The 25,556-nt window shown below is 61.8% G+C and carries 22 protein-coding genes and 1 other RNA gene; 19 read left to right on the top strand and 4 right to left on the bottom strand.

Annotated features, from left to right (window positions below; all coding sequences use genetic code 11):
- Window positions 1-75: 75 nt before the first annotated feature.
- Window positions 76-711, bottom strand: coding sequence for a LysE family translocator (locus tag A6U98_RS17880; RefSeq protein WP_020050849.1), 636 nt, complete (start codon window positions 709-711; stop codon window positions 76-78).
- A 57-nt stretch (window positions 712-768) separates the two neighbouring features.
- Complete coding sequence (locus A6U98_RS17875) at window positions 769-1,980, bottom strand: pyrophosphate--fructose-6-phosphate 1-phosphotransferase (RefSeq protein ID WP_064651812.1); 1,212 nt, start codon at window positions 1,978-1,980, stop codon at window positions 769-771.
- 410 nt (window positions 1,981-2,390) lie between these two features.
- Between A6U98_RS17875 and A6U98_RS17870 the strand changes: the two genes are divergently transcribed.
- The 18 genes from A6U98_RS17870 (at window position 2,391) to murB (ending at window position 22,131) form a co-directional block, all read left to right on the top strand.
- The gene (locus tag A6U98_RS17870; protein WP_064651811.1) at window positions 2,391-3,098 is read left to right on the top strand and encodes a DnaJ family molecular chaperone; all 708 of its coding nucleotides are present in this window, start codon (window positions 2,391-2,393) and stop codon (window positions 3,096-3,098) included.
- Window positions 3,095-3,856, top strand: a complete 762-nt coding sequence (locus A6U98_RS17865) for an N-acetylmuramoyl-L-alanine amidase (RefSeq protein WP_064651810.1) — start codon at window positions 3,095-3,097, stop codon at window positions 3,854-3,856. Before A6U98_RS17870 ends, A6U98_RS17865 begins: the two co-directional genes overlap by 4 nt.
- Window positions 3,857-4,118: 262 nt before the next feature.
- The gene (locus A6U98_RS17860) at window positions 4,119-4,742 is read left to right on the top strand and encodes a lytic transglycosylase domain-containing protein (RefSeq protein ID WP_064651809.1); all 624 of its coding nucleotides are present in this window, start codon (window positions 4,119-4,121) and stop codon (window positions 4,740-4,742) included.
- A gap of 98 nt (window positions 4,743-4,840) precedes the next feature.
- Window positions 4,841-6,025: an FAD-dependent oxidoreductase gene (locus tag A6U98_RS17855; protein ID WP_064651808.1), complete on the top strand. Its 1,185-nt coding sequence runs from the start codon at window positions 4,841-4,843 to the stop codon at window positions 6,023-6,025.
- An 11-nt stretch (window positions 6,026-6,036) separates the two neighbouring features.
- Complete coding sequence (locus tag A6U98_RS17850) at window positions 6,037-7,212, top strand: FAD-dependent oxidoreductase (RefSeq protein ID WP_064651807.1); 1,176 nt, start codon at window positions 6,037-6,039, stop codon at window positions 7,210-7,212.
- 157 nt (window positions 7,213-7,369) lie between these two features.
- Window positions 7,370-7,769, top strand: an RNA gene (rnpB, locus tag A6U98_RS17845) — RNase P RNA component class A.
- Between the two features lie 425 nt (window positions 7,770-8,194).
- Window positions 8,195-8,632: a division/cell wall cluster transcriptional repressor MraZ gene (gene mraZ / locus A6U98_RS17840; protein ID WP_064652261.1), complete on the top strand. Its 438-nt coding sequence runs from the start codon at window positions 8,195-8,197 to the stop codon at window positions 8,630-8,632.
- Window positions 8,633-8,649: 17 nt separating this feature from the next.
- Window positions 8,650-9,675, top strand: a complete 1,026-nt coding sequence (gene rsmH, locus A6U98_RS17835; protein ID WP_064651806.1) for a 16S rRNA (cytosine(1402)-N(4))-methyltransferase RsmH — start codon at window positions 8,650-8,652, stop codon at window positions 9,673-9,675.
- A 1-nt stretch (window position 9,676) separates the two neighbouring features.
- Window positions 9,677-10,201: a hypothetical protein gene (locus A6U98_RS17830; protein WP_064651805.1), complete on the top strand. Its 525-nt coding sequence runs from the start codon at window positions 9,677-9,679 to the stop codon at window positions 10,199-10,201.
- A complete protein-coding gene (locus A6U98_RS17825) occupies window positions 10,201-11,961 on the top strand; it encodes a penicillin-binding protein 2 (RefSeq protein WP_064651804.1) in 1,761 nt (586 codons plus the stop codon). The genes A6U98_RS17830 and A6U98_RS17825 overlap by 1 nt, the downstream gene beginning before the upstream one ends.
- 6 nt (window positions 11,962-11,967) lie before the next feature.
- A complete protein-coding gene (locus A6U98_RS17820) occupies window positions 11,968-13,488 on the top strand; it encodes a UDP-N-acetylmuramoyl-L-alanyl-D-glutamate--2,6-diaminopimelate ligase (RefSeq protein WP_064651803.1) in 1,521 nt (506 codons plus the stop codon).
- The gene (locus A6U98_RS17815; protein WP_064651802.1) at window positions 13,485-14,918 is read left to right on the top strand and encodes a UDP-N-acetylmuramoylalanyl-D-glutamyl-2,6-diaminopimelate--D-alanyl-D-alanine ligase; all 1,434 of its coding nucleotides are present in this window, start codon (window positions 13,485-13,487) and stop codon (window positions 14,916-14,918) included. The genes A6U98_RS17820 and A6U98_RS17815 overlap by 4 nt, the downstream gene beginning before the upstream one ends.
- Window positions 14,919-14,940: 22 nt before the next feature.
- The gene (gene mraY / locus A6U98_RS17810) at window positions 14,941-16,041 is read left to right on the top strand and encodes a phospho-N-acetylmuramoyl-pentapeptide-transferase (RefSeq protein ID WP_064651801.1); all 1,101 of its coding nucleotides are present in this window, start codon (window positions 14,941-14,943) and stop codon (window positions 16,039-16,041) included.
- Between the two features lie 7 nt (window positions 16,042-16,048).
- A complete protein-coding gene (murD, locus tag A6U98_RS17805) occupies window positions 16,049-17,461 on the top strand; it encodes a UDP-N-acetylmuramoyl-L-alanine--D-glutamate ligase (RefSeq protein ID WP_064651800.1) in 1,413 nt (470 codons plus the stop codon).
- A gap of 1 nt (window position 17,462) precedes the next feature.
- Entirely contained in the window at window positions 17,463-18,617 is a 1,155-nt protein-coding gene (gene ftsW / locus A6U98_RS17800) for a putative lipid II flippase FtsW (protein WP_017988955.1), read from the top strand.
- 6 nt (window positions 18,618-18,623) lie between these two features.
- Entirely contained in the window at window positions 18,624-19,748 is a 1,125-nt protein-coding gene (gene murG / locus A6U98_RS17795) for an undecaprenyldiphospho-muramoylpentapeptide beta-N-acetylglucosaminyltransferase (RefSeq protein WP_064651799.1), read from the top strand.
- Window positions 19,745-21,160, top strand: a complete 1,416-nt coding sequence (murC, locus tag A6U98_RS17790; protein WP_064651798.1) for a UDP-N-acetylmuramate--L-alanine ligase — start codon at window positions 19,745-19,747, stop codon at window positions 21,158-21,160. Before murG ends, murC begins: the two co-directional genes overlap by 4 nt.
- On the top strand, window positions 21,157-22,131 hold the full coding sequence (gene murB, locus A6U98_RS17785; protein WP_064651797.1) for a UDP-N-acetylmuramate dehydrogenase: 975 nt from the start codon (window positions 21,157-21,159) through the stop codon (window positions 22,129-22,131). The genes murC and murB overlap by 4 nt, the downstream gene beginning before the upstream one ends.
- A 4-nt stretch (window positions 22,132-22,135) precedes the next feature.
- Here murB and A6U98_RS17780 read toward each other — a convergent pair whose 3' ends face one another.
- On the bottom strand, window positions 22,136-23,065 hold the full coding sequence (locus A6U98_RS17780) for an SDR family oxidoreductase (protein ID WP_064651796.1): 930 nt from the start codon (window positions 23,063-23,065) through the stop codon (window positions 22,136-22,138).
- A 212-nt stretch (window positions 23,066-23,277) separates the two neighbouring features.
- A complete protein-coding gene (locus A6U98_RS17775) occupies window positions 23,278-24,591 on the bottom strand; it encodes an MFS transporter (protein WP_064651795.1) in 1,314 nt (437 codons plus the stop codon).
- Between the two features lie 271 nt (window positions 24,592-24,862).
- On the opposite strand from A6U98_RS17775, the gene aqpZ reads away from it, so the two are divergent.
- On the top strand, window positions 24,863-25,549 hold the full coding sequence (aqpZ, locus tag A6U98_RS17770) for an aquaporin Z (protein ID WP_064651794.1): 687 nt from the start codon (window positions 24,863-24,865) through the stop codon (window positions 25,547-25,549).
- Window positions 25,550-25,556 lie beyond the last annotated feature (7 nt).

Here is a 25,556-nt window from a genome sequence, read left to right as displayed (position 1 = left end):
AAAAGTTACCAAAAGCCTTAAGCCCTGGTGACCCCATTAACCTATTCGTGGCATTCCGGCAACCACGGAATATTACTAGGCTGCAATACGGCGATACCCCGCCGTTACGGCCCCTGCAGCGATCAGCAGAGTGCCTCCGGTTCGGTTTACGGCGCGCTGGATGCTCGCCTTGCGAATCAATCCGCGCGCGCTATGGGCGAGAAAGGCGTAGGTGGAAGCGTTGAGGATCGCCAGCACGAGGAAGGTCGCTTCCATGATCGCCATCTGCCCGACGAAGGGCAGGGCCGGATTGAGGAACTGCGGCACGAAGGCGACGAAGAAGATGATGCTCTTCGGATTGAGGGCGGTGACGACATAGGCGTGGAGGAAGATCTTGAGCGACTTCTCTTCCGGCAGGTTGTCGTTGTCGGCAATCGGTTCGCCGATGATAGGAGCCCGCCAGAGCTTGATTCCCAGCCAGATCAGGTAGGCGCCGCCGATCCACTTCAAGACGGTGAAGAGGGTCGCAGAAGCGGCCAGGACGGCGCCGAGACCGAAGAGAGAGGCCGTCATCGCCGTGAAGTCACCAAGCGCCACGCCGCCCACCGTCGCAAACGCCGTCCTGCGTCCATGACCGAGCGCATAGGAAACGACGAGCAGTATCGTCGGCCCCGGTATGGCCAGCATGATGGCGGATGCCGCCGCAAAAGCGAGCCAAGCTTCAAGTGACATGGTGTCTCCTCCTATTCCTCGGGAACAAGCAAAGACATCATATTAACCATCCGTCAATCACGCTTCTTTGTATTTCTGGCCTATATTGTCCATGACTTCGGCAAACCATGCTGTCGAAAGGTCAAAAGCCTTGCCGCCCTTGATGCGCGGGAATTCTATAGTGCGCAATTTACCGTTCTGGCCTTCATCATGGCCGGTGACGCCGGAGACTTTATTGAGCGCGCTTTCGACGGCGAGATCGACCATGCTCTGGATCAGCCTGAGGTCATCGCCGTTGGCGGGCGCCGAGCGGGCGAAATAACCTGATTTCTGCACCAGCGAACGCTCGGCGTCGAGCAGATTGGCGAACTGCTTCTGGAACCAGGCGCCGACATTGATCGTGTCGATTTTCACATGGCCGAAAGCGTCGCGCTTGACGGTTTCGCCGGCGGCTTCGCGCTCGGCGACGATGGCGTCGAGGCAGGCGCCTTCCGAGACGAAGACCGTGGCGTGGCCGTTGCGGTCCATGCTTTCCTTCAGGCGGGCGGCCTCGGCATCGAGGTCGAAGGCCATCTCAGGCAGGTAGACGGCGTCGATACTCTTCAGGTGCGCGTCCATCATCAGGCCGTCGACATACTGGTTGCGGCTGGTGCGCTGCAGATAGGCGCGGGCGGTGGCGGCAGTCAGCCAGCCGCAATGGCGGCCCATGACTTCATGGATGACGAGGGTGCGGGGGGCAGCCGTCTGCTCGTTGCCGACATTGTCGAAGAAATGCGCGCCGACTTCGGCGGCCGTCCAGGCGCCGAGCGACTGGCGGATCGGCACGACGTCATTGTCGACAGTCTTCGGCAGGCCGACGACGGTGAGATCATAGCCGTTGGCGGCGAGGTAGGCGGCAAGGTCGGCGGCCGTGGTGTTGGTGTCGTCGCCGCCGATGGTGTGGAGAATGGTGATGCCGTCATTGGCGAGGCGTTCGGCGGCGACCCGCAGCGGATTCTCGCCTTCCTTGACCAGGCCGCGCTTGACGCAGTCGGCGGCATTGGTGAGCTTGACGCGGCTGTTGCCGATCGGCGAGCCGCCGTAGCGGTGCAGCAGCGGCGCCTTTTCGCGCATCGCGCGGGTGATCTCGATGCTGTCGCCGAGGAGCACACCCTGGTAGCCGGACTTGTAGGCGACGAGTTCGAGCTCGGGCGCGACGTCGCTATAGCGTTCGATAAGGCCGCCGACGGCGGACGAAAGACAGGGCGCCAGGCCTCCGGCGGTCAGCATTGCGACTTTCTGTTTGGCCATGATCCCTCCTATGGTGTTTCGGTGCGGCAGCGTTAGCTAGCGCATGGATGCGGCAGGGAAACGGCCCTGTAAAGTAAAGAATTTACGAAAAATGCGCCTTTCTGCCGTGTTGGACCGCAAAGGCGACGGGAAGCGCTGATATAATCGTTTCAACCCGGTCTGCTTGTCGGGAACTGCCGTGAAAATTTCCGCCGCGCGCTCCGGAACCCAAGTGCCCAGGCAATGCCGGCGACCGCCGTCCATGCCCTCGCGCGGGATGAAAGCGGGCGTGAAGAATCGTTTGCTGCGGTGCGACAATTACCAAATCGTGAAAACTGTGTTCGGCCCTACGACGAATAGTCGCCTTGCAAAGGCTACGATTCTTTGGTCAAGCTGTTTCTCTATAAGTTGACACCTGTGTGAGATTTTCGATGTCCTTCTGGGAAAAACTGTTGAATGCCATTGGCAATACCGCAGGCAATGCGCTGTCTGCGGTGGTCGAGGCTATCCGCACGGTTTTTGAAGGCGATCCCGAGACCCGGCGTAAGGTGGCTTTCTCCGTGGCGATCATCGCGCTGTCGGCCAAGATGGCCAAGGCTGACGGCATCGTCAGCGAGAAGGAGGTCGAAGCCTTCCGGGAAATCTTCGAGTTTCCGCAGGATCAGGCGAAGAATGTCGCCAGGCTTTACAACCTCGCGCGGCAGGACGTCGCCGGCTACGAAGCCTATGCCGAACGGCTCTCCAAGCTCTGCGTTACCTGTGCGGCCAATTGCCCGGTGCTGGAAGACGTGCTCGACGGGCTCTTCCACATCGCCAAGGCCGACGGACTGATCCACGAGAAGGAACTGAATTTCCTGGGCCATATCGGCGAGATCTTCCAGATGAGCGAGACCCGCTTCGAGCAGATCGCCGCCCGCCACGTCTCGTCAGGCGGCGACCCCTACAAGGTGCTCGGCGTCTCGCCGTCGGATGATTTCCCGACCATCCGCCGCCGCTACCACGGCCTCGTCAGCGAACATCATCCCGACCGGCTGATCTCGCGCGGCGTGCCGAAGGAATTCCATGTGATCGCCAATGAGCGCATGGCGGCGCTGAACGCGGCCTATGAGGCGATCGAGAAGGAACGCCGCGCCGCATGACCTCTTTCGAGGCCGACTGCAGACGTGCCCGTGTGCAGCCTTCGCCGAACTATGGCGAACGGGCGGATGGGCGCCGTCCCGATATGATCCTGCTGCACTATACCGGCATGCCGACCGCAGATGGTGCGCTCGACTGGCTCTGTCGCGCCGAGAGCCAGGTTTCCAGCCATTATTTCGTGCATGAGAATGGCGATGTCGTGCAGCTCGTGCCGGAAATGCAGCGTGCCTGGCATGCGGGAAAAAGCAGCTGGCACGGCGAGACCGATATCAATTCGCTGTCGATCGGCATCGAGATCGCCAATGCCGGCCATCCCGGCGGGCTCCCTGATTATCCGAAAGAGCAGATCGCCGCGGTGATCGAATTGTGTCGCGACTGTGTCAAACGTTGGTCGATCACGCCGGAACGGGTGCTTGGGCATTCCGATGTCGCTCCGATCCGCAAGGTCGATCCGGGCGAGAAATTCCCCTGGGCCGCGCTCCACCAAGCGGGCATCGGGCACTGGGTCGAGCCGGCACCGATCACTGGCGGGCGCTTCTTCCAGCGCGGCGATACCGGCCAACCTGTGGAAGCGCTGCAGTCGATGCTGTCGCTTTATGGTTACGGCACTGAAATCACAGGAGAATTCTCGGAAAAGGTGGCGGGTGACGTCGAAGCTTTCCAGCGCCATTTTCGCCCCGAACGGGTGGATGGCATCGCCGATTTCTCGACGATCGACACGTTGCACCGGCTGCTGTCGGCTTTGCCGCGTTATTCCTGATTCCTGGACAATTACTGAAAGGCCGAATTTCGCACTGCAGCGCGAAATTCGGCCTGCCACATCATTTCCCTATTATCTCCTCATTGCGATGGTCTAAGAACGTCCGCCAAGCGGTGCTCGGGGTTGTTTTCGAGTTAAACCAAGGGCGCTATGTGAAACTATAAGAATTACCGCGAATACAGATCGGTCTTTGATCTGGTATTCATTGTGACAGCGAGGCGCGCCGTCCGGAAATTCTTTGGGTCGGAGTGTTCAAGACTACATGAGAAAACTGATTGTTGTTGCTGCAGCATGCGTTGGCATGGTGCTGGCGGGAAATAGCTTTGCCTTTGCGAATGATTGGGGTGTGCGAGCCGATGCGCCGGTGAAGAAAGTCGAGCGTCCTTCGAAGAAGACAGAGCGTCCGTTGAAGAAAGCGGAGCGTTCGGCCAAGCCGGCGAAGCGTCCGCTGAAGACGGCGGAACGCCCGCTAAAGACGGTCGAGCGCCAGAGCGGTTATTCCGTCCCCAATGTTTCCGGCAATTCCTATTCCGCATTGATCAGCAAATATGCGAACCAATATGATGTACCGGTTGCGCTTGCGTCCGCGGTCATCCGCATCGAAAGCAATTTCAATCCGAATGCGCGAGGCAGCCACGGTGAAATCGGCCTGATGCAGATAAAGCCTGCAACTGCCCGCATGATGGGTTATTCCGGCAGCGCCAAGGGCCTGTTCGATCCGGAAACCAACATCAAGTACGGCATGAAATATCTGGCTGCCGCCCATGATCTCGGCGGCGGGCAGACCTGCAACACCATCCTGAAATATAATGCCGGCCATGGCGCCACCCGCATGAACCCGGTGTCGAAGACCTATTGCGGCAAGGTCCTGGCGATGCTCGACTGAGCATGGCCAATGGCGCCGAGGCGAAATCTCCTTGCGGCATTTTTGCGATATGAATCAGGATGATTACCGTGATATCCCACCTTGAAACGAGGTGGGATATGGCGGTCGATTTCAGGTTCATCATCATCGGACGCGGCATGATGGGTGCCGCCGCCGCACGGCATCTCTCCTCGATGGCCGACGGCATCGCACTGATCGGCCCGCGTGAGCCGGAGGAGCGCAAGGCCCATCACGGCGTCTTCGCCAGCCACTACGACGAAGCGCGCATCACCCGCACCTTCGATGGCAATCTTGCCTGGGGAACCTTCGCCGCCCGCGCGCTCGACCGCTACCGCGAGATCGAGGCAAGGAGCGGCATGTCCTTCTATTCGGAGGTCGGCTGTCTCTTTGCCGCTCCTGAGAAGGGCGAGCAGGACTATATCAAAAGGGCGCTGACCGTCAGCCGGACACTCGGCAGCGATATCGAGACCATCGCGCCGTTAGACCTTCGCCGGCGTTTTCCCTATCTTGCCGTCGATCCGGATTTCAGCGGGTATTTCGAGCGCAGGCGCGCGGGCTACATCAACCCGCGGGCGCTGGTGCGGGCGCAGACCAGGCTTGCCGAACAGGGCGGCGTCTCGCTGATCGAGGCAACCGCGACATCGGTGCGCCATACCGGTTCCCATGTCGAAGTGACGGCCGGCGGCAGAAGCTACAGCGCCGAACGTGTGCTGGTGGCCGCCGGCGGATTTAGCAATTTCCATACCCTGCTGCCGCGTCCCGTCGATACCAGGGTGATGGCGCGCACGGTCGCCTTCTACGAACTCGGCGAGCGCGAGATGGCGGTTTTCGGCGGCATGCCGTCGACGATCGTGCTCGGTGACCGAGAAGAGGATCACATCTATATCTTGCCGCCGGTGCGTTATCCCGACGGCAAGACTTATCTGAAGCTCGGTGGCGACACTGAGGCGCTTTCTTTCAGCCAGTTGGAGGATGCCGGCGCGTGGTTCCGTTCCGACGGCAGTGCTTCCGAGCGCGATCATCTCGCGCGTGTCGCCCTGCAGCTGATGCCGGAGCTTGCCGGCTGCCCTGTCACATCGGCGCCCTGTGTGGCGAATTTCACGCCGACCGGTTATCCCTATGCTGGATTTACGCAGTCGCCGCGCATCGCGGTGCTGACCGGCGGCAATTTCGTCGCGGCCAAATCCTCCGACGAGCTCGGGCGGCTGGGAGCGGTGCTTCTGGCGGAAGGAAGGCTCGGGGATCAGGATTTCGGCGGCGAGCTGACGCCGGTCTTTGGTTGAGGGGAAATGTTATGGCAGTCGATTTCAAATACATCGTGGTCGGCCGCGGGCTGATGGGGGCAGCGGCGGCGCGGCATCTGGCGCGCCAAGTGGACGGTGTCGCGGTGATTGGGCCGGACGAGCCGGATGATCGCAAGGCGCATCGGGGCGTCTTCGCCAGCCATTATGACGAGGGGCGCATCACTCGTACCATCGATCCCGACCGCAATTGGGCACTGCTCGCCAACCGCTCGATCGGCCGTTATGGCGAGATCGCCCGCGACAGCGGTATCGATTTCTATCGGGAGGTGGGCTGCGTCGCCGTCGCGCCGACGGGAGGCGATTATATCGAGAAGACCCGGCGGGCCGCCATTTCGCTGAACGTCGAAACCAGCCTTCTCGATGAGGCCGGGCTGAAGGCCGCCTTTCCCTTCTTCGCCTTTCCCGATGGGAGCACGGGCGTCTTCGAGGCGAGGGGGGCAGGCCATATCAGTCCGCGCAAGCTTGTGAAAGCCCAATCGCTGCTGGCGGAAAAGGCCGGCGCCACGGTCATCCGCGATCATGTCGTCTCGATCCGCAGCGAAGGTGGATCGGCTGTCGTCGAGACAGCCGGTGGCCGCACCTATCGCGGTGAAAAGGTGCTGCTGGCGGCGGGCGGATTTTCCATTGCGGAGAATCTGTTGCCGCGGCCCGTTGCCATGACGGTTTATGCCCGGACCGTGACGCTTTTCGAGGTAAGCGATGCCGACGCGGCGCGCCTGGCCGCGATGCCGTCGCTCATTCTCAGGGCGCCCTGCTTCGATATCTACCTGCTGCCGCCGATCCGGTATCCCGACGGCAAATTCTACCTGAAGATCGGCGGCGATCCCGACGATCTAGCGCTCAGCGACGACACGGAAATGCGCGCCTGGTTCAAGACCGAGGGGCGCGATACGGTGCGCGTACATCTCAAACGCATCGTTGAAGGTCTCGTGCCCGATATGGTGCCGCTCTCGATTTCGACGGCCGCCTGCGTCGTGTCGCAGACGGAAAGCGGCTATCCGATGATTGGCTATAGCTCATCGCCCGAGATCGCAGTGTTGACGGGCTGCGCCGGCACGTCGGCCAAGAGCTCGGACGAAATCGGCCGGCTTGGGGCCGAGCTGCTGTTGTCAGGCGGAATCAGCGGACAGGGCTACTCGACGGATTTCACACCGCAATTTCGCTAGAGCATTTCCGTTTTTCTCCGAATCACGGATGTGTGCGCTCTTTTTGTTCTTACGCAATTCCGGACGCAAAACCGCTGCGCAGTTTTGCTGGAATTGCTCTGAGCAATATCATTTATTTCGATAGCAATTGCGATCTCTCTCGTTTATGGGAGCCCTGCCAGTTGGCTGGGCAGCCGCGCTTTACCAATGCCGAAAGGCGGTAGGGTGAGGAAAGTCCGGGCTCCACGGAAACACGGTGCCGGATAACGTCCGGCGAGGGCGACCTCAGGGAAAGTGCCACAGAAAGCAAACCGCCTGCGTTCGCGCAGGTAAGGGTGAAAGGGTGGGGTAAGAGCCCACCGCATCTCCGGCAACGGAAATGGCACGGTAAACCCCACCGGGAGCAAGACCGAATAGGGATGACGCGGTAGGCCGAAAGGCCTTCCGGCCGGTTTCCAGGCCAGTCATCCGGGTGGGTTGCGTGAGGCAGCGTGCGAACGCTGTCCCAGAGGAATGGCTGCCACGTTCCGGTTCACGCCGGAGCCATACAGAACCCGGCTTACAGGCCAACTGGCGATTAACTCTTGTGGCGCGACAAAACCCCGATTTACGGATCATTTCGACATAAGTCACTGGAATCGAACGCTTTCAAGCGGGCGCTGATGCATTCCTCCGGCGGAAATTCTTTTTGCGGAAACGTGGTTGCGCACCTCTTGCGAGAGAGTGATCCTAACCCTTTGTTAAACTTAACGGCTTATAAATTTTTGATCACGCGTCCACTGCAAAATGGGCGCATCCCATTGACGCCCATATGGTCCCATGCTATCCCAAATGCGCACTGCACCAGGGCAATCACCTGCCCATTCATCGCAAAGCAAAGGCGTCTTCCTAACCGGAAGCGTCGGAGGGGTTTTTGCTCATCCGACTTGCGAAGCTGTGCCTGATATCGGGAGTTTCGGGCGTCTTTTGGTCCGGATCCCTGCGGGAACGGATGTTTCGTGTCATGAACCGCTTCCTTTCGAACGCGACCAACAGGATCGATGCCAAGGGCAGGGTTTCCGTGCCTTCTGTGTTCCGTTCCGTGCTGGCGCAGCGCAATGTTCAGGAGCTCTATTGCTTCCAGGACTTTGTGTTTCCGGCGATCAGCGTCGGCGGTCCGGATCTTCTCGAAAGATTCGAACGGCAGATTGCTGCGGAGGATCCGTTTTCGCCGGATGCGAACGAGATGTCGCTTCTCATTCATGGAGGCGGGGTCTTCATGAAGCTCGACGCCGAGGGGCGGCTGATGGTCACGGATTTCATTCGCGACTTCACCAGTATCTCGGACGAAGTGACCTTCGTCGGTCGGGCGGATCATTTTCAGCTCTGGCAGCCGCAGGCATTTCTGGCGGCGCAGGCGCAGGCAAGAGGGGAGCGCAAGCTGGCGGGCAAGCGTTCCTGAAAGAACGAGGGAACGGAATGGTGGCGAATCCTGGCGGAGGTTCAACTGACGCCGGTGGCGGATCGGTTCGCCACATTCCTGTTCTTCTCGAAGAAGTCCTTGCGGCACTGGCGCCCGCACCCGGCAAACTCATCCTCGACGGCACATTCGGTGCGGGCGGCTATAGTTCAGCCATCCTTGCGGCCGGCGCCGAGGTGATCGCGCTCGACCGCGATCCGACGGCGATTGCATCGGGGCAGGCGATGGTCGCCGCCCACGGTGGTCATCTCAGGCTCGTCCATTCGCAATTCTCGCATCTTGCCGACCATGCGCCGCAAGGCGGGCTCGATGGCGTCGTGCTCGATATCGGCGTCTCCTCCATGCAGATCGACGAGGCCGAGCGCGGCTTCTCCTTCCAGAAAAACGGACCGCTCGACATGCGCATGTCGGCCGAAGGTGTTTCGGCCGCCGATGTCGTCAATCGCGCCAAGGTCGCGGATCTCATCCGCATCTTCCATTTTCTCGGCGAGGAAAGCCAGGCGCCGCGCATCGCGCATGCGATCGAGAAGCGGCGGGCCGAAAAGCCATTTGAGACGACACGCGATCTCGCCGGTCTCATCGAGCTCGTCACGCCGCGCAAGATGAAGGACAAGATCCATCCGGCAACGCGCGTCTTCCAGGCACTGCGCATCTTCGTCAACGACGAACTCGGCGAACTGGCGCAGGCGCTGTTTGCGGCGGAAACGGCGCTGAAGCCAGGCGGGCGGCTGGTCGTCGTCACCTTTCATTCGCTCGAAGACCGCATCGTCAAGAAATTCTTCTCCGACCGCGCCGGCAAGGCATCGGGTTCGCGGCATCTGCCGGTCGCGCATGAGCGGGCGGCAACCTTTGCGGCGATCGGCAGGCCGATGGTTTCGGCAAGCGAGACGGAGGCCGAGGTCAATCCGCGCGCCCGCTCCGCCAAGCTGCGCGCCGGCCTGAGGACAGACGCTGCCGCCGAAGCCGCGGATATGTCGCTCTTCGGGTTTCCCAATCTTGCCAGTCTCGGAAAGCTTGGAGGTTGAGATGCTGAAGACGTTTGATCTCGTGCTCATCGGCGTCATGACGGCCACCGCGGCCGTGACCTACACGATCAAGCACCGTGCCGAATTGAAGCTCGAGGAGGTTCATCGCCTCGAAGCCGAGATCAAGCTTGAGAAGGACACGATCGACCTTCTCAAGGCCGACTGGGCGCTGCAATCGCAGCCGAACCGGCTGGAGCGGCTGGTCAAGGCCTATAATGAAGAATTGAAGCTGCAGCCGACGGAATCGACCGCGCTCGTGCATGCCAAGGAATTGCCGATGCTGAAATCCGAGGTTCCCGTGCCTGACGTGACGGAGGCAAAGGCCAGCGCCAAGAGCGCGACCGAGGCCAGCGCCAAAGGCGCGACCGCGGCCAGCGCCAAGAGCGCGACCGTGGCCAGCGCCAAGGGCGCACCAGACACCAAGGGCGCGCAAGCCACCGCCAAGGCACAGCCCATTCCGATGCCTGCGCCACGCGGCGAGGCAGAGGATGCAGACCAGATCGAAACCGGATCCGTGGAGGAATAATGTCGTTTCTTTCCCGCATCATGGTTTTGAAGAGCCAGGCGCATTTTTCCGCCGGCGTCTATAACCGGTTCGGCGGTCCTTCCCCCGCCGGCCTGGCGATCGAGGGATCGCGCAAGAAGAAATCAGGTCAGGCGAAAAGCCGCGTCGGCCTGCTGATCCTTGGCTTCATGGGTGTCTACGCCGTCATCGGCGGCCGTCTCGTCGAATATGCGATGAAGGATCAGGAGGTCGTCTCCAGCATCCTGCCACCCGACCGGCTGATGGCCTCGCGCCCCGACATTCTCGACCGCAACGGCGAGGTGCTGGCGACCGACATTCGCACCGTCTCGCTGTTTGCCGAACCGAACAAGATCGTCGATGCCGACGAGGCGGTCGAGAAGCTTGCAACGGTGCTGCCCGAGCTCGACGTCAGAGACACTTATAAGAAGCTCTCGGTCAAGACCTCGCATTTCGCCTGGCTGCGCCGGCAACTGACGCCGAAGCAGCAGAGCCAGATCCTGGCGCTCGGCATTCCCGGCATCGGCTTCCGTCCGGAGAAGCGCCGCTTCTATCCGGGCGGGGCGACCGCCGCGCATATCCTCGGTTACGTCAACATCGACAACCGCGGTGTCGCCGGCATGGAGAAATTTATCGACGACCAGGGGCTTGCCGATCTCGCCTCCGTCGGCATGACCAGCGACCAGCCTCTCGAGCCGGTGCGGCTATCGATCGACCTGCGCGTGCAGAACATCGTCCGGGACGCGGTCGTCAACGCCGTCAACAACTTCCAGTCCAAGGGCGCCGGTGCCGCGGTCATCGACGTACATACGGGGGAAGTGCTGGCGATGGCATCGGCGCCGGACTTCGATCCGAACGATCCGCAGGAAGGCGCCAAGGAGGGTTGGCTCAACCGGATGACCAACGGCACCTTCGAAATGGGCTCGACCTTCAAGACCTTTTCGCTGGCCATGGCGCTCGATAGCGGCAAGGTGAAGATGACCGACAGTTTCGATGCCAGCAAATCGATCTATATCGGCGGCTTCACCATTCACGATTTTCACGGGCAGCGCCGCTGGCTCACCGTTCCCGAGATTTTCCAGTATTCTTCGAATATCGGTACGGCGCGCGTCATCGACATCGTCGGTATCGACGCGCAGAAGGACTATCTCACCAAGTTCGGCCTGTTGACGAAGATGCAGACCGAGCTGCCCGAAGTGAAGATGCCGAGCCAGCCACGCGTCTGGAAGAAGATCAACTCGATTACGATTTCCTTCGGCCATGGCGTTTCGACGACGGCGCTGCAGACAGGGGTGGCGGCTGCCGCTCTCGTTAACGGCGGCAAGCTGATCGAGCCGACATTCCTGCCGCGCACACGCGAACAGGCTGATGAGATCGCCACGCAGGTGATCAAGAAGACCACCAGCGACGAGATCCGCTATTTGCTCGACTTCAACGGCTACAAGGGGTCCGGGCGTGTCGCCCGCGTGCCGGGCTTTGGCGTCGGCAGCAAGACCGGCACGGCTGATAAGGTGGTGAATGGGCGTTATTCGGCAACCCTGAATTTCAATTCCTTCATCGCTGCATTCCCCATCAACGATCCCAGATATGCCGTGATCACTTTCTGCGACGAGCCGAAGACCGGCGAGAAAGCCTATGGCGGAACGATCTCTGCCGGTACCGCCGGCCCGATCGCCCGCGAAATCATCAGCCGCGCGGCCCCCATTCTCGGTATCGAGCCGAAATTCGGGGAGGGCGGATCGGCCTTGCTGGTGTCTTATTGAGTGTGAATGAATATCGACGCCGATTCGCGAGGGGTGAACCGGCTTCAAGAGAGAAAAGTGCATTCGATGAAATTGCGAGACCTGGCCGGAGATCAGTTTCCGGAACTTGAAGCACAGCTCGAAGGCCCAGCAGGCCTGCTGGATATTTCAGGCCTGTCTTCGGATAGCCGTAAAGTGACGCCGGGCAATGTCTTCGTCGCGGTCGCCGGCACTAAGGCGGACGGCGCGGGCTTCATCGCGGATGCCGCCGGCCGCGGCGCTGCCGTCGCGATCGCCTCCCAATCCGTTAATGCTTCGATCCCCGTACTTGCGGTCAAGGAGCCGCGCCGTTTCCTCTCCATCGCCGCCGCGCGTTTCCACGGCAGGCAGCCCGACACCATGGTCGCCGTCACCGGCACGGCCGGCAAAACCTCCGTCGCTTCTTTCACCCGGCAGATTTGGGCGCATGCGGGCCACGCGGCCGCGATGATCGGCACGACGGGCGTCGTCTCGCCGACGCGCAACGAATATGGCGCGCTGACGACGCCCGATCCGGTGTCTCTGCACCAGCTGCTGGCCGAACTCGCCGGAGAAGGCGTGACACATGCCGCGATGGAAGCTTCCAGCCACGGCCTCGACCAGTGCCGGCTCGACGGTGTCAGGCTTACGGCCGCCGCCTTCACCAATCTCGGCCGCGACCACATGGATTATCATCCGACCGTCGAGGACTACATGGCCGCCAAGATGCGGCTTTTCGATACGCTGTTGCCGAAGGGGTCGCCGGCGGTGATCTTTGCCGACGATCCGTGGTCGGCGCAGGCGATCAAGGCCGCGACCGATGCCGGTCACGACATTCGGACCGTCGGGCGAAAGGGTGATTACCTTTCGTTGAAGCGCGTCGAGCACTTCCGCCACAAACAGATGGCCGAGATACATATCGGCGGCGAGATCTTTGAGGTGGACATTCCGCTGGCCGGCGATTTTCAGGTGGCCAATGCGCTGGTCGCCGCAGGGCTTGCCATGTCGACGGGCGTTGAGGCGAAGGTTGCGATGGCCGCGCTCGAGAAGCTCGTCGGCGCGTCCGGCCGTCTCGAACTCGTCGGCCATACGAAAGACGGCGCGCTCGCCTATGTTGATTATGCCCACAAGCCGGATGCGCTAGAAAACGTGCTGGGCTCGGTCAGACCCTTCACCACCGGCCGCGTCATCGTCGTTTTCGGCTGCGGCGGCGACCGTGATCGCGGCAAACGGCCGATCATGGGCGAAATCGCCTGCCGTCTTGCCGACGTCGTCATCGTCACCGACGATAATCCGCGTTCTGAGGAGCCGGCCTCGATCCGGGCGGAGATCATGACGGCGGCTGCCTGCGCCTCGGAAATCGCCGATCGCGCCATGGCGATCCGCGAGGCTGTCGGCATGCTGAGATCCGGCGATACGCTGATCGTCGCCGGCAAGGGGCACGAGGAAGGGCAGACGGTTGGCGGCGTCACCCTACCGTTCTCCGATCATGCGGAGGTGCGCAACGCCTTGGAGGAGTTGAAATCTTGAGCTGGCTCTGGACGACGGAAGACATGATCGCAGCGATGGCGGGGCGCCCTTTCGGCACGCTGCCCGAAGGCATCACCGGCATTTCCATCGACAGCCGCTCGATTACTCCAGGCGCAGCCTTCTTTGCGATCAAGGGCGACCGCGTCGACGGCCACGACTACGCCTCGATGGCGATGGCGAACGGCGCCTCCCTTCTCGTCGTCAGCGAGGCGAGACTTCCGGCCATGGGTCGCCTGACGGTGCCGATGATCGTCGTGGAAGACGTGCTCGCGGCACTTGGCCGGCTCGGCCTTGCCTCGCGCGAGCGCTCGCAGGCCAAGATCATCGCAGTGACAGGATCGGTCGGCAAGACGACCACCAAGGAAATGCTGCGGCATGTGCTGGCGCCCTCCGGCAAGGTGCATGCCTCCGTCGCCTCCTTCAACAATCATTGGGGTGTGCCGCTGACGCTGGCGCGCATGCCTGAGGATACGGATTATGGCGTCTTCGAAGTCGGGATGAACCATCCCGGCGAGATCCGGCCACTGGTGGCGATGATCCGTCCGGATGTCGCCATCATCACCACGATCGCGCCGGCGCATCTCGGCAATTTCAAGAACATCAAGGAAATCGCCGCTGCCAAGGCCGAGATCTTCGAGGGGCTCGAACCCGGCGGCCATGTCGTGCTCAACCGCGACAACGACCAGTTCAATTTTCTCGACCGCACGGCGCAGTCGCTCGGCATCGAGCATATCCATTCTTTCGGCCAGCATGCCAAGGCCGAATTCCGGCTCGCAGAATTCAATGGTTCTGACGAGAATTCGACGCTGTGGCTGACGATCGGCGGCGAGACGCTGGAGGTCGCGCTCGGCGCTCCAGGCCGCCATATCGCCGAGAATGCGCTCGCAGCGCTGGGCGTCGTCAAGATCGTTGGCGCCGATATGCAGAAGGCGATCGAAGCGCTTGCGACGCTGAAGCCGGAAAAGGGCAGGGGCAAGCGCCACCGGCTTGTCATCGGCGGCGGCAACTTCACGCTGATCGACGAGAGCTACAATGCCAATCCGGCCTCGATGCGCGCGGCGATCGCGCTGCTGGCGGCCTCCGAGCCGACCGGCCGCGGACGCCGTATCGCCGTGCTCGGCGACATGCTTGAGATGGGCGAGTATGCGCAAAAGGTCCATACCGACCTTGCCGTGCCGCTGCTTGCGGCCGGCATCGAACATGTCTGGCTCGCCGGAGCCGAGATGGCTGCGCTCAAGGAATCGCTGCCGGAAAGCGTCCATGTCGAATATCGCGAGAACACGGACGAATTGACGGATTATGTATTGAACTCGGTCGCGCCAGGCGACGTGTTGATGGTGAAATCGTCTCTGGGCATCGGTTTCGGCAAGATCGTCGCCGCGCTCCTTGACAAGTTCCCGCCATTTGCCGACACGCAACGCGAATTTTGATCGGGTAAACAAGGGGCCCTGAATGCTGATCTGGCTTGTCGAACTGTCGGAATATTTCAAATTTCTGAATCTGTTCAGATACATTACCTTCCGTACGGGGGCCGCTCTCTTCACCTCAGCGCTGATCGTCTTCCTGTTCGGGCCGACGATCATCAATTCGCTGCGCATCCGGCAGGGCAAGGGCCAGCCGATCCGCGCCGATGGGCCGCAGACGCATTTCAAGAAGGCCGGCACGCCGACCATGGGCGGGCTGATGATCCTCGCCGGCATCGTCGGCGCGTCGCTGCTCTGGGCCGATCTTTCCAACGTCTATGTCGTCGCCACGTTGCTGGTGACGCTGGGCTTCGGTGCGATCGGCTTCTACGACGATTATCTTAAAGTCACGAAGCAGAGCCATATGGGTTTTTCCGGCAAGGCGCGTCTTGGCATCGAATTCGTCATCGCCGGCATCGCCGTCTATTTCATGATGCGTACCGCCCTTGCCTCGGGGATTGCCGGCTCGACCTTCGGCTCCTCGATCGCCTTTCCTTTCTTCAAGGACTTCATGATCAATATCGGCATCATGTTCGTCGTCTTCGGCGGCTTCGTGATCGTCGGCGCCGGCAATGCCGTCAATCTGACTGACGGTCTCGACGGGCTTGCCATCGTGCCTGTGATGATCGCCGCCGCCTCCTTCGGCGTCATCGCTTATCTCGCCGGCAATGTGGTGTTTGCGAACTACCTGCAGATCAATTTCGTGCCCGGTACCGGCGAACTCGCCGTCGTTCTCGGCGCCGTCATCGGCGCCGGCCTCGGCTTTCTCTGGTTCAATGCACCGCCGGCTGCCATCTTCATGGGCGACACGGGGTCGCTGGCACTCGGCGGCACGATCGGCACCGTCGCTGTCGCCACCAAGCACGAGATCGTCATGGCGATCATCGGCGGCCTCTTCGTCATCGAGACGCTGTCCGTCATCATCCAGGTCAGCTTCTTCAAGATGACCGGCCGGCGCGTCTTCCTGATGGCGCCGATTCATCATCACTTCGAGAAGAAGGGCTGGACCGAGAGCCAGGTGGTGATCCGCTTCTGGATCGTCGCCGTGGGCCTCGCCATGCTCGGCCTTTCGACGCTGAAGCTCCGGTGAGGCAGCGATGATCCCGGTCACGACGCTCAAGGACAGGAAGGTCGCGCTCTTCGGGCTCGGCGGCTCCGGCTTTGCCACCGCCCGGGCGCTGATATCAGGCGGAGCCGATGTGACCGCCTGGGACGACAATCCCGATAGTGTCGCCAAGGCCGCTGCCGAAGGCATCAGGACGGAAGACCTGCACAACATCGACTGGAGCCAGCAGGCGCTGTTCGTGCTGTCGCCCGGCGTGCCGCTCACCCATCCGAAGCCGCACTGGACCGTCGATCTGGCGCGGGCCGCCGGCGTCGATATCGCTGGCGACGTCGAACTCTTCGTGCGCGAGCGCCGCGCCCACGCGCCGGATTGCCCCTTCATCGCCATAACCGGCACCAACGGCAAGTCGACCACGACGGCGCTGATCGCCCATATCCTGAAATCATCAGGCTACGACACGCAGCTCGGCGGCAATATCGGCACGGCCGTGCTGACGCTCGATCCGCCGAAGGCCGAGCGTTATTATGTCGTCGAATGCTCCTCCTACCAGATCGATCTGGCGCCGACGCTGGACCCGTCTGCCGGCATCCTGCTCAACCTGACGCCCGATCATCTCGACCGTCACGGCACCATGCAGCATTATGCCGATATCAAGGAAAGGCTGGTCGCCGGCAGCGATGTCGCGATCGTCGGCGTCGACGACAGCCTTTCGGCACTGATTGCCGATCGTGTCGAGCGGGCAGGCGTCAAGGTGGTCCGTATTTCGCGCCGCAACGTGCTGGCCGACGGCATCTATGTCGAGGGCACCAAACTCATCCAAGCCGCCGGCGGCGCTATGCTGCCCTTCGCCGATCTCGACGGCATCCAGACGCTGCGCGGCAGCCATAATGCGCAGAACGCTGCAGCCGCCGTCGCCGCCTGCCTTGCGGTCGGGGTCTCCGCCGACGACATCCGCACCGGCCTTGCCTCGTTTCCCGGACTGAAGCACCGCATGCAGCCGGTCGGTCAGCGTGGCCGCGTCGTTTTCGTCAACGATTCCAAGGCGACCAATGCCGATGCCGCAGCACCCGCTCTTTCGAGCTATGATCGCATCTATTGGATCGCCGGCGGTCTGCCGAAGGCTGGCGGGATCACGACGCTTGCTCCCTATTTTCCGCGCATCGCCAAGGCCTATCTGATCGGCGAGGCGGCGGCGGAATTCGCCGCGACGCTCGGCGAGGCCGTGCCTTACGAGATCTCGGACACGCTGGAGCGCGCTGTCGCGCATGCGGCCGCCGATGCCGAACGCGACGAGAGCGCTGCTTCGGCCGTGATGTTATCCCCGGCTTGCGCAAGCTTCGACCAGTATAAGAATTTCGAAGTCAGGGGCGAAGCCTTCGTCGGCCACGTGGCGGCGCTTGACGGGATTACGATGCTGATCGGTCCGGCAACAGGAGAGAAATGACATGGTAAGCCGCGCGGAACGTGGGCCTCTGGCCGATTGGTTCTGGACCATCGACCGCTTCTTCCTGGCAATGTTCATCTTCCTGATGGGCATCGGCTTCATGCTGTCGTTTGCGGCATCTCCTGCGGTCGCCGAACGCATCGGGCTCGAGCCCTTCCATTTCGTCAAACGCCATGCGGCCTTCATGATCCCTTCGATCGGCGTCATGCTCGGGCTGTCGTTCCTGACGCCACGCCAGGTGCGGCGAACCGCGATCCTGATCCTGATCATCTCGGTCGCGATGATGGTGCTGGTGCTGTTCGTCGGGCAGGAGGTCAAGGGTGGCAGGCGCTGGATCTGGATCGCCGGCCTTTCCATCCAGCCGTCGGAATTCATGAAACCTGCTTTCGTCGTGGTCTGCGCCTGGCTGTTTGCCGAACATGCGCGCCAGCCGGAGATCCCCGGCAATCTCTTTGCCATCATTCTGTTCGGCATCGTCGCGGCCCTTCTTGTCGCGCAGCCGGATCTCGGCCAGACCATCCTGACTACGGCCGTCTGGGGCGGGATGTTCTTCATGGCCGGCATGCCATGGATCTGGATCATGCTGCTCGGCATCGGCGGTGCCGGCGGCCTGCTCAGCGCCTACTACGTCTTCCCGCACGTCGCCGGCCGAATAGACAAGTTCATGACCGGCGAGGGTGATACTTTTCAGATCGACACGGCGCGCGAGGCGATCATCCGCGGTAGCTGGTTCGGCCAGGGACCGGGCGAAGGCATCGTCAAGCGCATCATCCCGGACGCGCATACCGACTTCATCTTCTCGGTCGCGGCCGAGGAGTTCGGCATCGTCTTCTGCATGGCGCTCGTCGCGCTGTTTACCGTGCTGGTGCTGCGCGGCCTCTCGCATGCCTATCGCGAGCGCAACGACTTCAACCGCTTCGCCGTCGCCGGCCTGGTGCTGCAGATGGGCATCCAGTCGATCATCAACATCGGCGTCAATCTCGAGCTGCTGCCGGCAAAGGGCATGACGCTGCCGCTGATTTCCTATGGCGGCTCGTCAATGGTGGCGATCTGCGTCACCGCCGGCTTCATTCTGGCGCTGACGCGCCATCGACCGGAAAAACGCGCGCAGGACCGGAGCCTCTTCCGCGTCCCGCACGGCATGCCGGCGGAGTAGAAGACCATGAGCAAAGGCATCGTGCTGCTTGCCGCCGGGGGAACCGGCGGCCATGTGTTCCCGGCGGAGGCGCTGGCCTTCAAGCTGAAGGAGCGCGGCTATACGGTGCATCTCGTCACGGACAGCCGGGCCGAGCGTTATGCCGGCAAGTTTCCGGCCGAGGAGATCCATGTCGTGCCGTCGGCGACGATCGGCTCGAAGAACCCGGTTGCCGTCGCCCGCTCGCTGTGGACGCTCTGGAGCGGCATGCGGGCGGCAAAGAAGCTGATCCAACGGCTGCAGCCTGTCATCGTTGTCGGTTTCGGCGGTTATCCCACCGTGCCGCCGCTGCTTGCCGCCACCCGGCTCGGCGTGCCGTCGATGATCCACGAGCAGAACGCCGTGATGGGCCGTGCCAACAAGGCCTTGGCAACCCGCGTGCAGGCCATCGCCGGCGGTTTCCTGCCGGAGGGAGGCGCTGCCTTTCCGGACAAGACGGTGACGACTGGCAATCCCGTCCGCCCGGCAATCATCGCCGCAGCTGAGGTGCCTTACACGCCGTCGCATCCAGGCGAGGCCTTCAACCTCGTCGTCTTCGGCGGCAGCCAGGGCGCGCAATATTTCTCCAAGGCGCTGCCGACGGCGATCAGCCTGCTCGACGACGCGCTTCGCGTGCGCCTGCGCATCACCCAGCAGGTGCGTCCCGAGGATATGGAGATGGTCAGCGGCTGCGTCGCCAGGCTGGAGATGGGAGCCGATATCGCACCCTTCTTCAACGATATGGCCGAGAGGCTGGCCAGGGCGCATCTCGTCATCTGCCGTTCGGGCGCCTCGACGGTCTCGGAAATCTCCGTCATCGGCCGGCCTGCCGTGCTCGTGCCTTACCCGCACGCCCTCGATCACGACCAGGCGGCGAATGCCGCAGCACTTGCTGCGACCGGCGGGGCGAAGGTGATCGCCCAGTCGGAGCTTTCGCCGGAGAAGATTGCGGCGATCCTGACGGCTGTGATGAACGATCCGGAAAAGCTTTCGCACATGGCGGCGGCGGCGAAACTCGCCGGGAAACCCGATGCCGCGAACTTGCTTGCCGACATGGTTGAGGCTATTGCCGCCAGACGGACAATTGCGGAATTCAAGAGGACACGCGCATGAAACTGCCGAAGACGATCGGTCTCGTCCATTTCATCGGCATTGGCGGCATCGGTATGAGCGGCATTGCCGAGGTGCTGCACAATCTCGGCCACAAGGTGCAGGGATCGGACCAGGCCGACAGTGCCAATGTCCAGCGCCTGCGCGACAAGGGTATCGAGGTATTCGTCGGCCACCGGGCTGAAAACCTGGGCGATGCTGAAGTCGTCGTCGTCTCGACGGCAATCAAGAAGAGCAATCCGGAACTGATCGCCGCGCGCGAAAAGCTGCTGCCAGTGGTGCGCCGTGCCGAAATGCTCGCCGAGCTGATGCGCTTCCGCAATGCGATCGCCATCGGCGGCACACATGGCAAGACGACGACCACCTCGCTGGTCGCCACGCTGCTTGAAGCCGGCGGGCTGGACCCGACCGTGATCAATGGCGGCATCATCAATGCCTACGGGACCAATGCCCGCATGGGCGAGGGCGAGTGGATGGTGGTCGAGGCCGACGAATCGGACGGCACCTTCCTGAAGCTTCCGGCCGATGTCGCGGTCATCACCAATATCGACCCGGAACATCTCGACCATTACGGCAATTTCGACGCCGTGCGCGCCGCCTTCCGGCAGTTCGTCGAGAACGTGCCGTTCTACGGCTTCGGCGTCATGTGTCTCGACCATCCCGAGGTGCAGTCTCTGGTCGGCCGCATCGAGGACCGCAAGATCATCACCTATGGCGAGAACCCGCAGGCCGACGTGCGCTTCAAGAATGTGCGCATCGACGGCACGCGCTCGATCTTCGACGTCGAAATCCGCCGCCGCCGCACCGGCCAGGTGATCGAGCTCAAGGGGCTGGTCATGCCGATGCCCGGACGGCATAATATTTCCAACGCAACGGCGGCGATCGCCGTTGCCAACCGGCTCGGCATATCGAGCGCAGATATCGCCAAGGGGCTTGCCTCTTTCGGTGGCGTCAAGCGCCGCTTCACGCTGACCGGCGAGTGGAATGGCGTGCAGATCTTCGACGATTATGGCCATCATCCGGTCGAGATCAAGGCGGTGCTGCGCGCCGCTCGAGAATCCTGCAAGGGGCGTGTCATCGCCGTCCACCAGCCGCATCGCTTTAGCCGTCTTGCGAGCCTGTTCGAGGAATTCGCCGCCTGCTTCAACGATGCCGACAGCATCTTCCTGGCACCCGTCTATGCGGCGGGCGAGGATCCGATCGAGGGCATCGATTCCGTGTCGCTGGTCTCGCGCATAAAGTCCGGTGGCCATCGCGACGCCCGCTTTCTAAGCTCGGCGGAGCTTCTGCCGCAGATGGTCGCGGAGGTTGCAAAGCCAGGCGATTTCGTGGTTCTGTTGGGGGCTGGGAGCATCACATCCTGGGCGGCGGCGCTGCCCAAGCAACTGGAAGGCCTATCGGGAAAGTCCGTATGAAACAGGTGAATGGGGAAAAGCTTCTCGCGTCTCTCGGAGACGGTGTAAAGGATATCCGCGGCCGTATCACGCCGGATGCCCCGATGGACCGTGTCACCTGGTTCAGGGCCGGCGGCTTGGCCGAGCTGATGTTCCAGCCGCATGACGTCGACGATCTCATCGCCTTCCTGAAGATATTGCCGGAAGAGGTGCCGCTGACGGTGGTCGGCGTCGGCTCCAACATCCTGGTACGCGACGGCGGCATTCCCGGCGTCGTGCTGCGCCTGTCGGCCAAGGGGTTCGGCTTCGTCGAACTTGCCGGCGAAAACCGCATCCTGGCCGGCGCCATCTGCCCTGATAAACATGTGGCGGCGATGGCGATGGACAACGGCATCGGCGGCTTCCATTTCTTCTACGGAATTCCGGGCGGCATCGGTGGCGCGGCGCGCATGAATGCCGGTGCCAACGGCGTGGAGACGCGTGAGCGGCTGATCGAGGTCCATGCGGTCGACCGCAAGGGCGACAAGCATGTGCTTTCCAATGCCGAGATGGGCTATTCCTACCGGCATTCGACCGCATCCACAGATCTGATCTTCACCTCCGTGCTGTTCGAGGGCTATCCGGAAGAGCGCGCCAAGATCCGTGCCGAGATGGACGCCGTGCGCAATCACCGCGAGACGGTGCAGCCGGTGCGCGAAAAGACCGGTGGCTCGACCTTCAAGAACCCGGCCGGCCATTCGGCTTGGAAACTGGTCGACGAGGCAGGCTGCCGTGGCCTCGTCATCGGCGGAGCGCAGATGTCGTCGCTTCACTGCAACTTCATGATCAACATGGGGCAGGCGACCGGCTACGACCTCGAATATCTCGGCGAACAGGTGCGTCGCGAGGTTTTTGAAAAAGACGGCATCAAGCTCGAATGGGAAATCAAACGCCTCGGCGTCTTCATGCCCGGCCGTGAGGTGCGTCCGTTCCACGGTGTGACAAGCGAATAACGGTTTACGTCACCGCAAGCTTCAGGCCTTCGCGCGGGGTGACGAGGGGCGACCAGCGAAGCACGTCGCGGGCATGGGATATATCGACCTGCAGGGAACCGCAAAGACGCTGGTAGACGGCGTCCTTTCCGGTGACTCTCGCGCCCATCTGCAACAGTGCTGGGGGGAAGGGGAGCAGCATCGGTTTGACACCCAGCCCTGCGGCAATCCCTTCGATAAGACCGGGAGTCGAAAGATCCTCTCCATCGCCGGCGAGAAAAGTCTGGCCGGCAGCACCCGGATGCTTCATCCCGGTGATGATCAGATCGACGAGATTTGGAAGCGCGACCAGTGTCCGGCGGTTCTTCAGCGACGCGAAGGGGAGCGGTATCCTCTTCCGGACAAGTCCGACGAGCAGGGCGAAATTGCCCCTCGCACCGGATCCATAGACGAGCGGCGGGCGAATGACGACGGCTTCCATGCCTGTTCGGGCGGCGATTTCATGCAGCCCGATTTCGGTTTCCAGCTTCGAAATGCCGTAGGGATCGATCGGCATTGGCGTATCGTCGTGCCGGAAGGGCCGATCGTTCTCCTCACCATTGACCTTGATGCTGCTGATGAAGACGAACCTTTTTACGCCCGCGCGGGCGGCCTGTTCGGCGAGGTTCAACGTGGCGGCGGTGTTGATCAAACGAAATTCCGCAAGCGGATCGGCTGCGCGGTCGTTCATGATGTGAACACGAGCGGCGAGATGGACGATGACATCGATACCCTCGAGAACCACTGTCCAATCGGTTTCGCTTGTTATCTCGATGGGGAAATGCCGCACAGATGTCGGGAAGCTGGCGGCTGCAGATCGCGTCGTCACCGCAAGCTCGCATATCCGCTCTCTATGCAGTCTTTCGACGAGAGGCCCACCGACAAAGCCGGCTGCGCCGGTAATGAGGCATCGCATGATCTGTTCCCGTTTTACCGCGAGTGTTCGGGTTAACCGGAACTGCTGACGGCATCAATAAAAAAGCCGCGACATTGGAGCGCCGTGCGTCCTTTCGGACGCACAAAGGACGCTCTAACTGTTTGAACCTACGCATCGGCCCGAAAATCGATTCCGATTTTCGGGCCGATGCGCTAGCCGTCGCGGCTTGTTGTTTGCTTGCTGCTCGAAGCTCAGACTTCCTCGCGGCCCGACAGCCGGATGCAGACCAGCGAGATCACTGCCGAGGCGGTGAGGTAGTAGCCGACATAGTCGAGGCTGTAATGGGTGGCGAGCCAGGTGGCGATATAAGGGGCGAGCGAAGCGCCGAAGATGCCGCCGAGGTTGAAGGTCATCGAGGCGCCGGTATAGCGCACCGTGGTCGGAAAGGGGGCGGCCAGGGCAGCGCCGATCGGACCATAGGTGAAGCCCATCAAGGCGAGGCCGATGATCGAGCACAGGAAAGCGCCTGTGAGACCGCTGGTCAACAGCGTCGCGTAGAAGAAGCCGAAGATGGCGATGGCGATTGTCGTCAGCGTCAGGATGATGCGGCGCGAATAGAGATCGGAGAGCCAGCCAGAGAGCGGGATCGTCAGGCCGAAGAAGACGACGCCGACAAGCTGGACGACCAGGAACTGCTCTCTCGTATAACCGAGCCCACCCTTTTCCAGAGATGTCGTACCCCAGGAGAGCGTGAAGACCGTCATCAGGTAGAACAGCACGAAGGTCGCGACGGCGATGAAGGTGCCGAGGATCAAGCTGCGCAGATGGCTGCGGAAGACGACCTCGATCGGCACGGCGACACGCTCGTGCTTTTCGACGGCTTTGCGGAATTCCGGCGTCTCGGCAATCTTCAGGCGGACATAGAGGCCGACGGCGACGAGGGCGAGGCTGGCGATGAAGGGAATGCGCCATCCGTAGTCGAGGAAATCCTCGTTGCTCATCGTTTCCGCCAGGATGAGGAAGAAGCCGGAGGAGAGGATGAAGCCGATCGGCGCGCCGAGCTGCGGGAACATGGCGTACCAGCTGCGCTTGCCGGGAGGAGCGTTTTCGGTGGCAAGGAGAACGGCGCCACCCCATTCGCCGCCGAGGCCGAGGCCCTGGCCGAAACGGCAAAGCGCCAGCAACAGCGGTGCGGCAATGCCGATCGCATCATAGCCGGGCAGCATGCCGATCAGCACGGTCGAAAGGCCCATCGTCATCAGCGCGGCGACGAGCGTCGCCTTGCGGCCGATGCGGTCGCCGAAATGACCGAAAACCACGGCACCGATGGGGCGGGCGAAAAAGGCGATCGAGAAGGTGACCAGCGACTGCAGCGTTGCGGCGTTCGAATCGCTTGCCGGGAAGAAGAGGTGTGGGAAGACGAGGACGGCTGCCGTCGCGTAGACGTAAAAGTCGAAGAATTCGATGGTGGTGCCGACAAGGCTGGCGATAAGGACGCGAGCCGGAGAATTGACTTGCGTGCTGTTCGAGGCAGGAGTCGGCGATGCGGAGATCGCGTCAGTCATTTTCATTCCAATCCAGTATTTCTAGGGAGCGCCTTGGCAGGCTGGCGGGGTCTTAACGCAATTTCAGATCCGAGAAAACGTCAAAACATGCAGTCGGTACAGGGGACGCGGCTCGCATGCATTGCCGGCTCGAGTCCCCCGGCGTCATCTCAAATCCTTGGGTTTTGCTGCCTTGCGTGAAGCTTGCCGTGGCGGCGCCCACGCGCTTGACCGGAATCGAATTGTAACGGATTCATTGCTAACCCTCTGGTTGAGGGCAGAGGAGATATCCATGCAAAAGAGTCTTGTTGCCGAATTTCTCGGCACGTTCTGGCTGGTCTTCGGCGGATGCGGCAGCGCCGTGCTGGCCGCGGCCTATCCCGAGCTTGGGATTGGTTTTGTCGGCGTGGCCTTTGCGTTCGGTCTGACCGTGCTCACCATGGCCTATGCCGTGGGCGGCATTTCGGGCGGTCATTTCAATCCCGCCGTCTCGCTTGGCCTTACGGTTGCCGGACGGTTTCCGGCGGCGCGCCTCATTCCCTATATCGTCGCTCAGGTTGTCGGCGCCATCGCCGCGGCGGCGCTGCTTTATCTCATCGCCAGCGGCAAGGCGGGTTTCGAACTCGGCGGCTTTGCCGCCAACGGATATGGCGACCATTCTCCAGGCGGTTATTCGCTGCTTTCGGCACTGCTGATCGAAGTGCTGCTCACCATGTTCTTCCTGATCATCATCTTGGGATCGACCAGCAGCCGGGTGCCTGCGGGCTTCGCGCCACTTGCGATCGGCCTTGGGCTGACGCTGATCCATCTCGTCTCTATCCCCGTCACAAACACTTCGGTCAATCCGGCCCGTTCCACCAGCCAGGCGCTTTTCGTCGGCGGCTGGGCGCTGCAGCAGCTCTGGCTGTTCTGGATTGCGCCGCTCGCAGGCGGAGCGCTCGGCGGGCTCGTATGGAAATTCCTCGACGACGCCGACTGACTGCAAG

It is taken from the genome of Rhizobium sp. WYCCWR10014, assembly GCF_001657485.1.
GTDB lineage: Bacteria > Pseudomonadota > Alphaproteobacteria > Rhizobiales > Rhizobiaceae > Rhizobium.
Note: the sequence above shows the minus strand (reverse complement) of the source record. Positions and strands in the feature narration are given on the sequence as shown.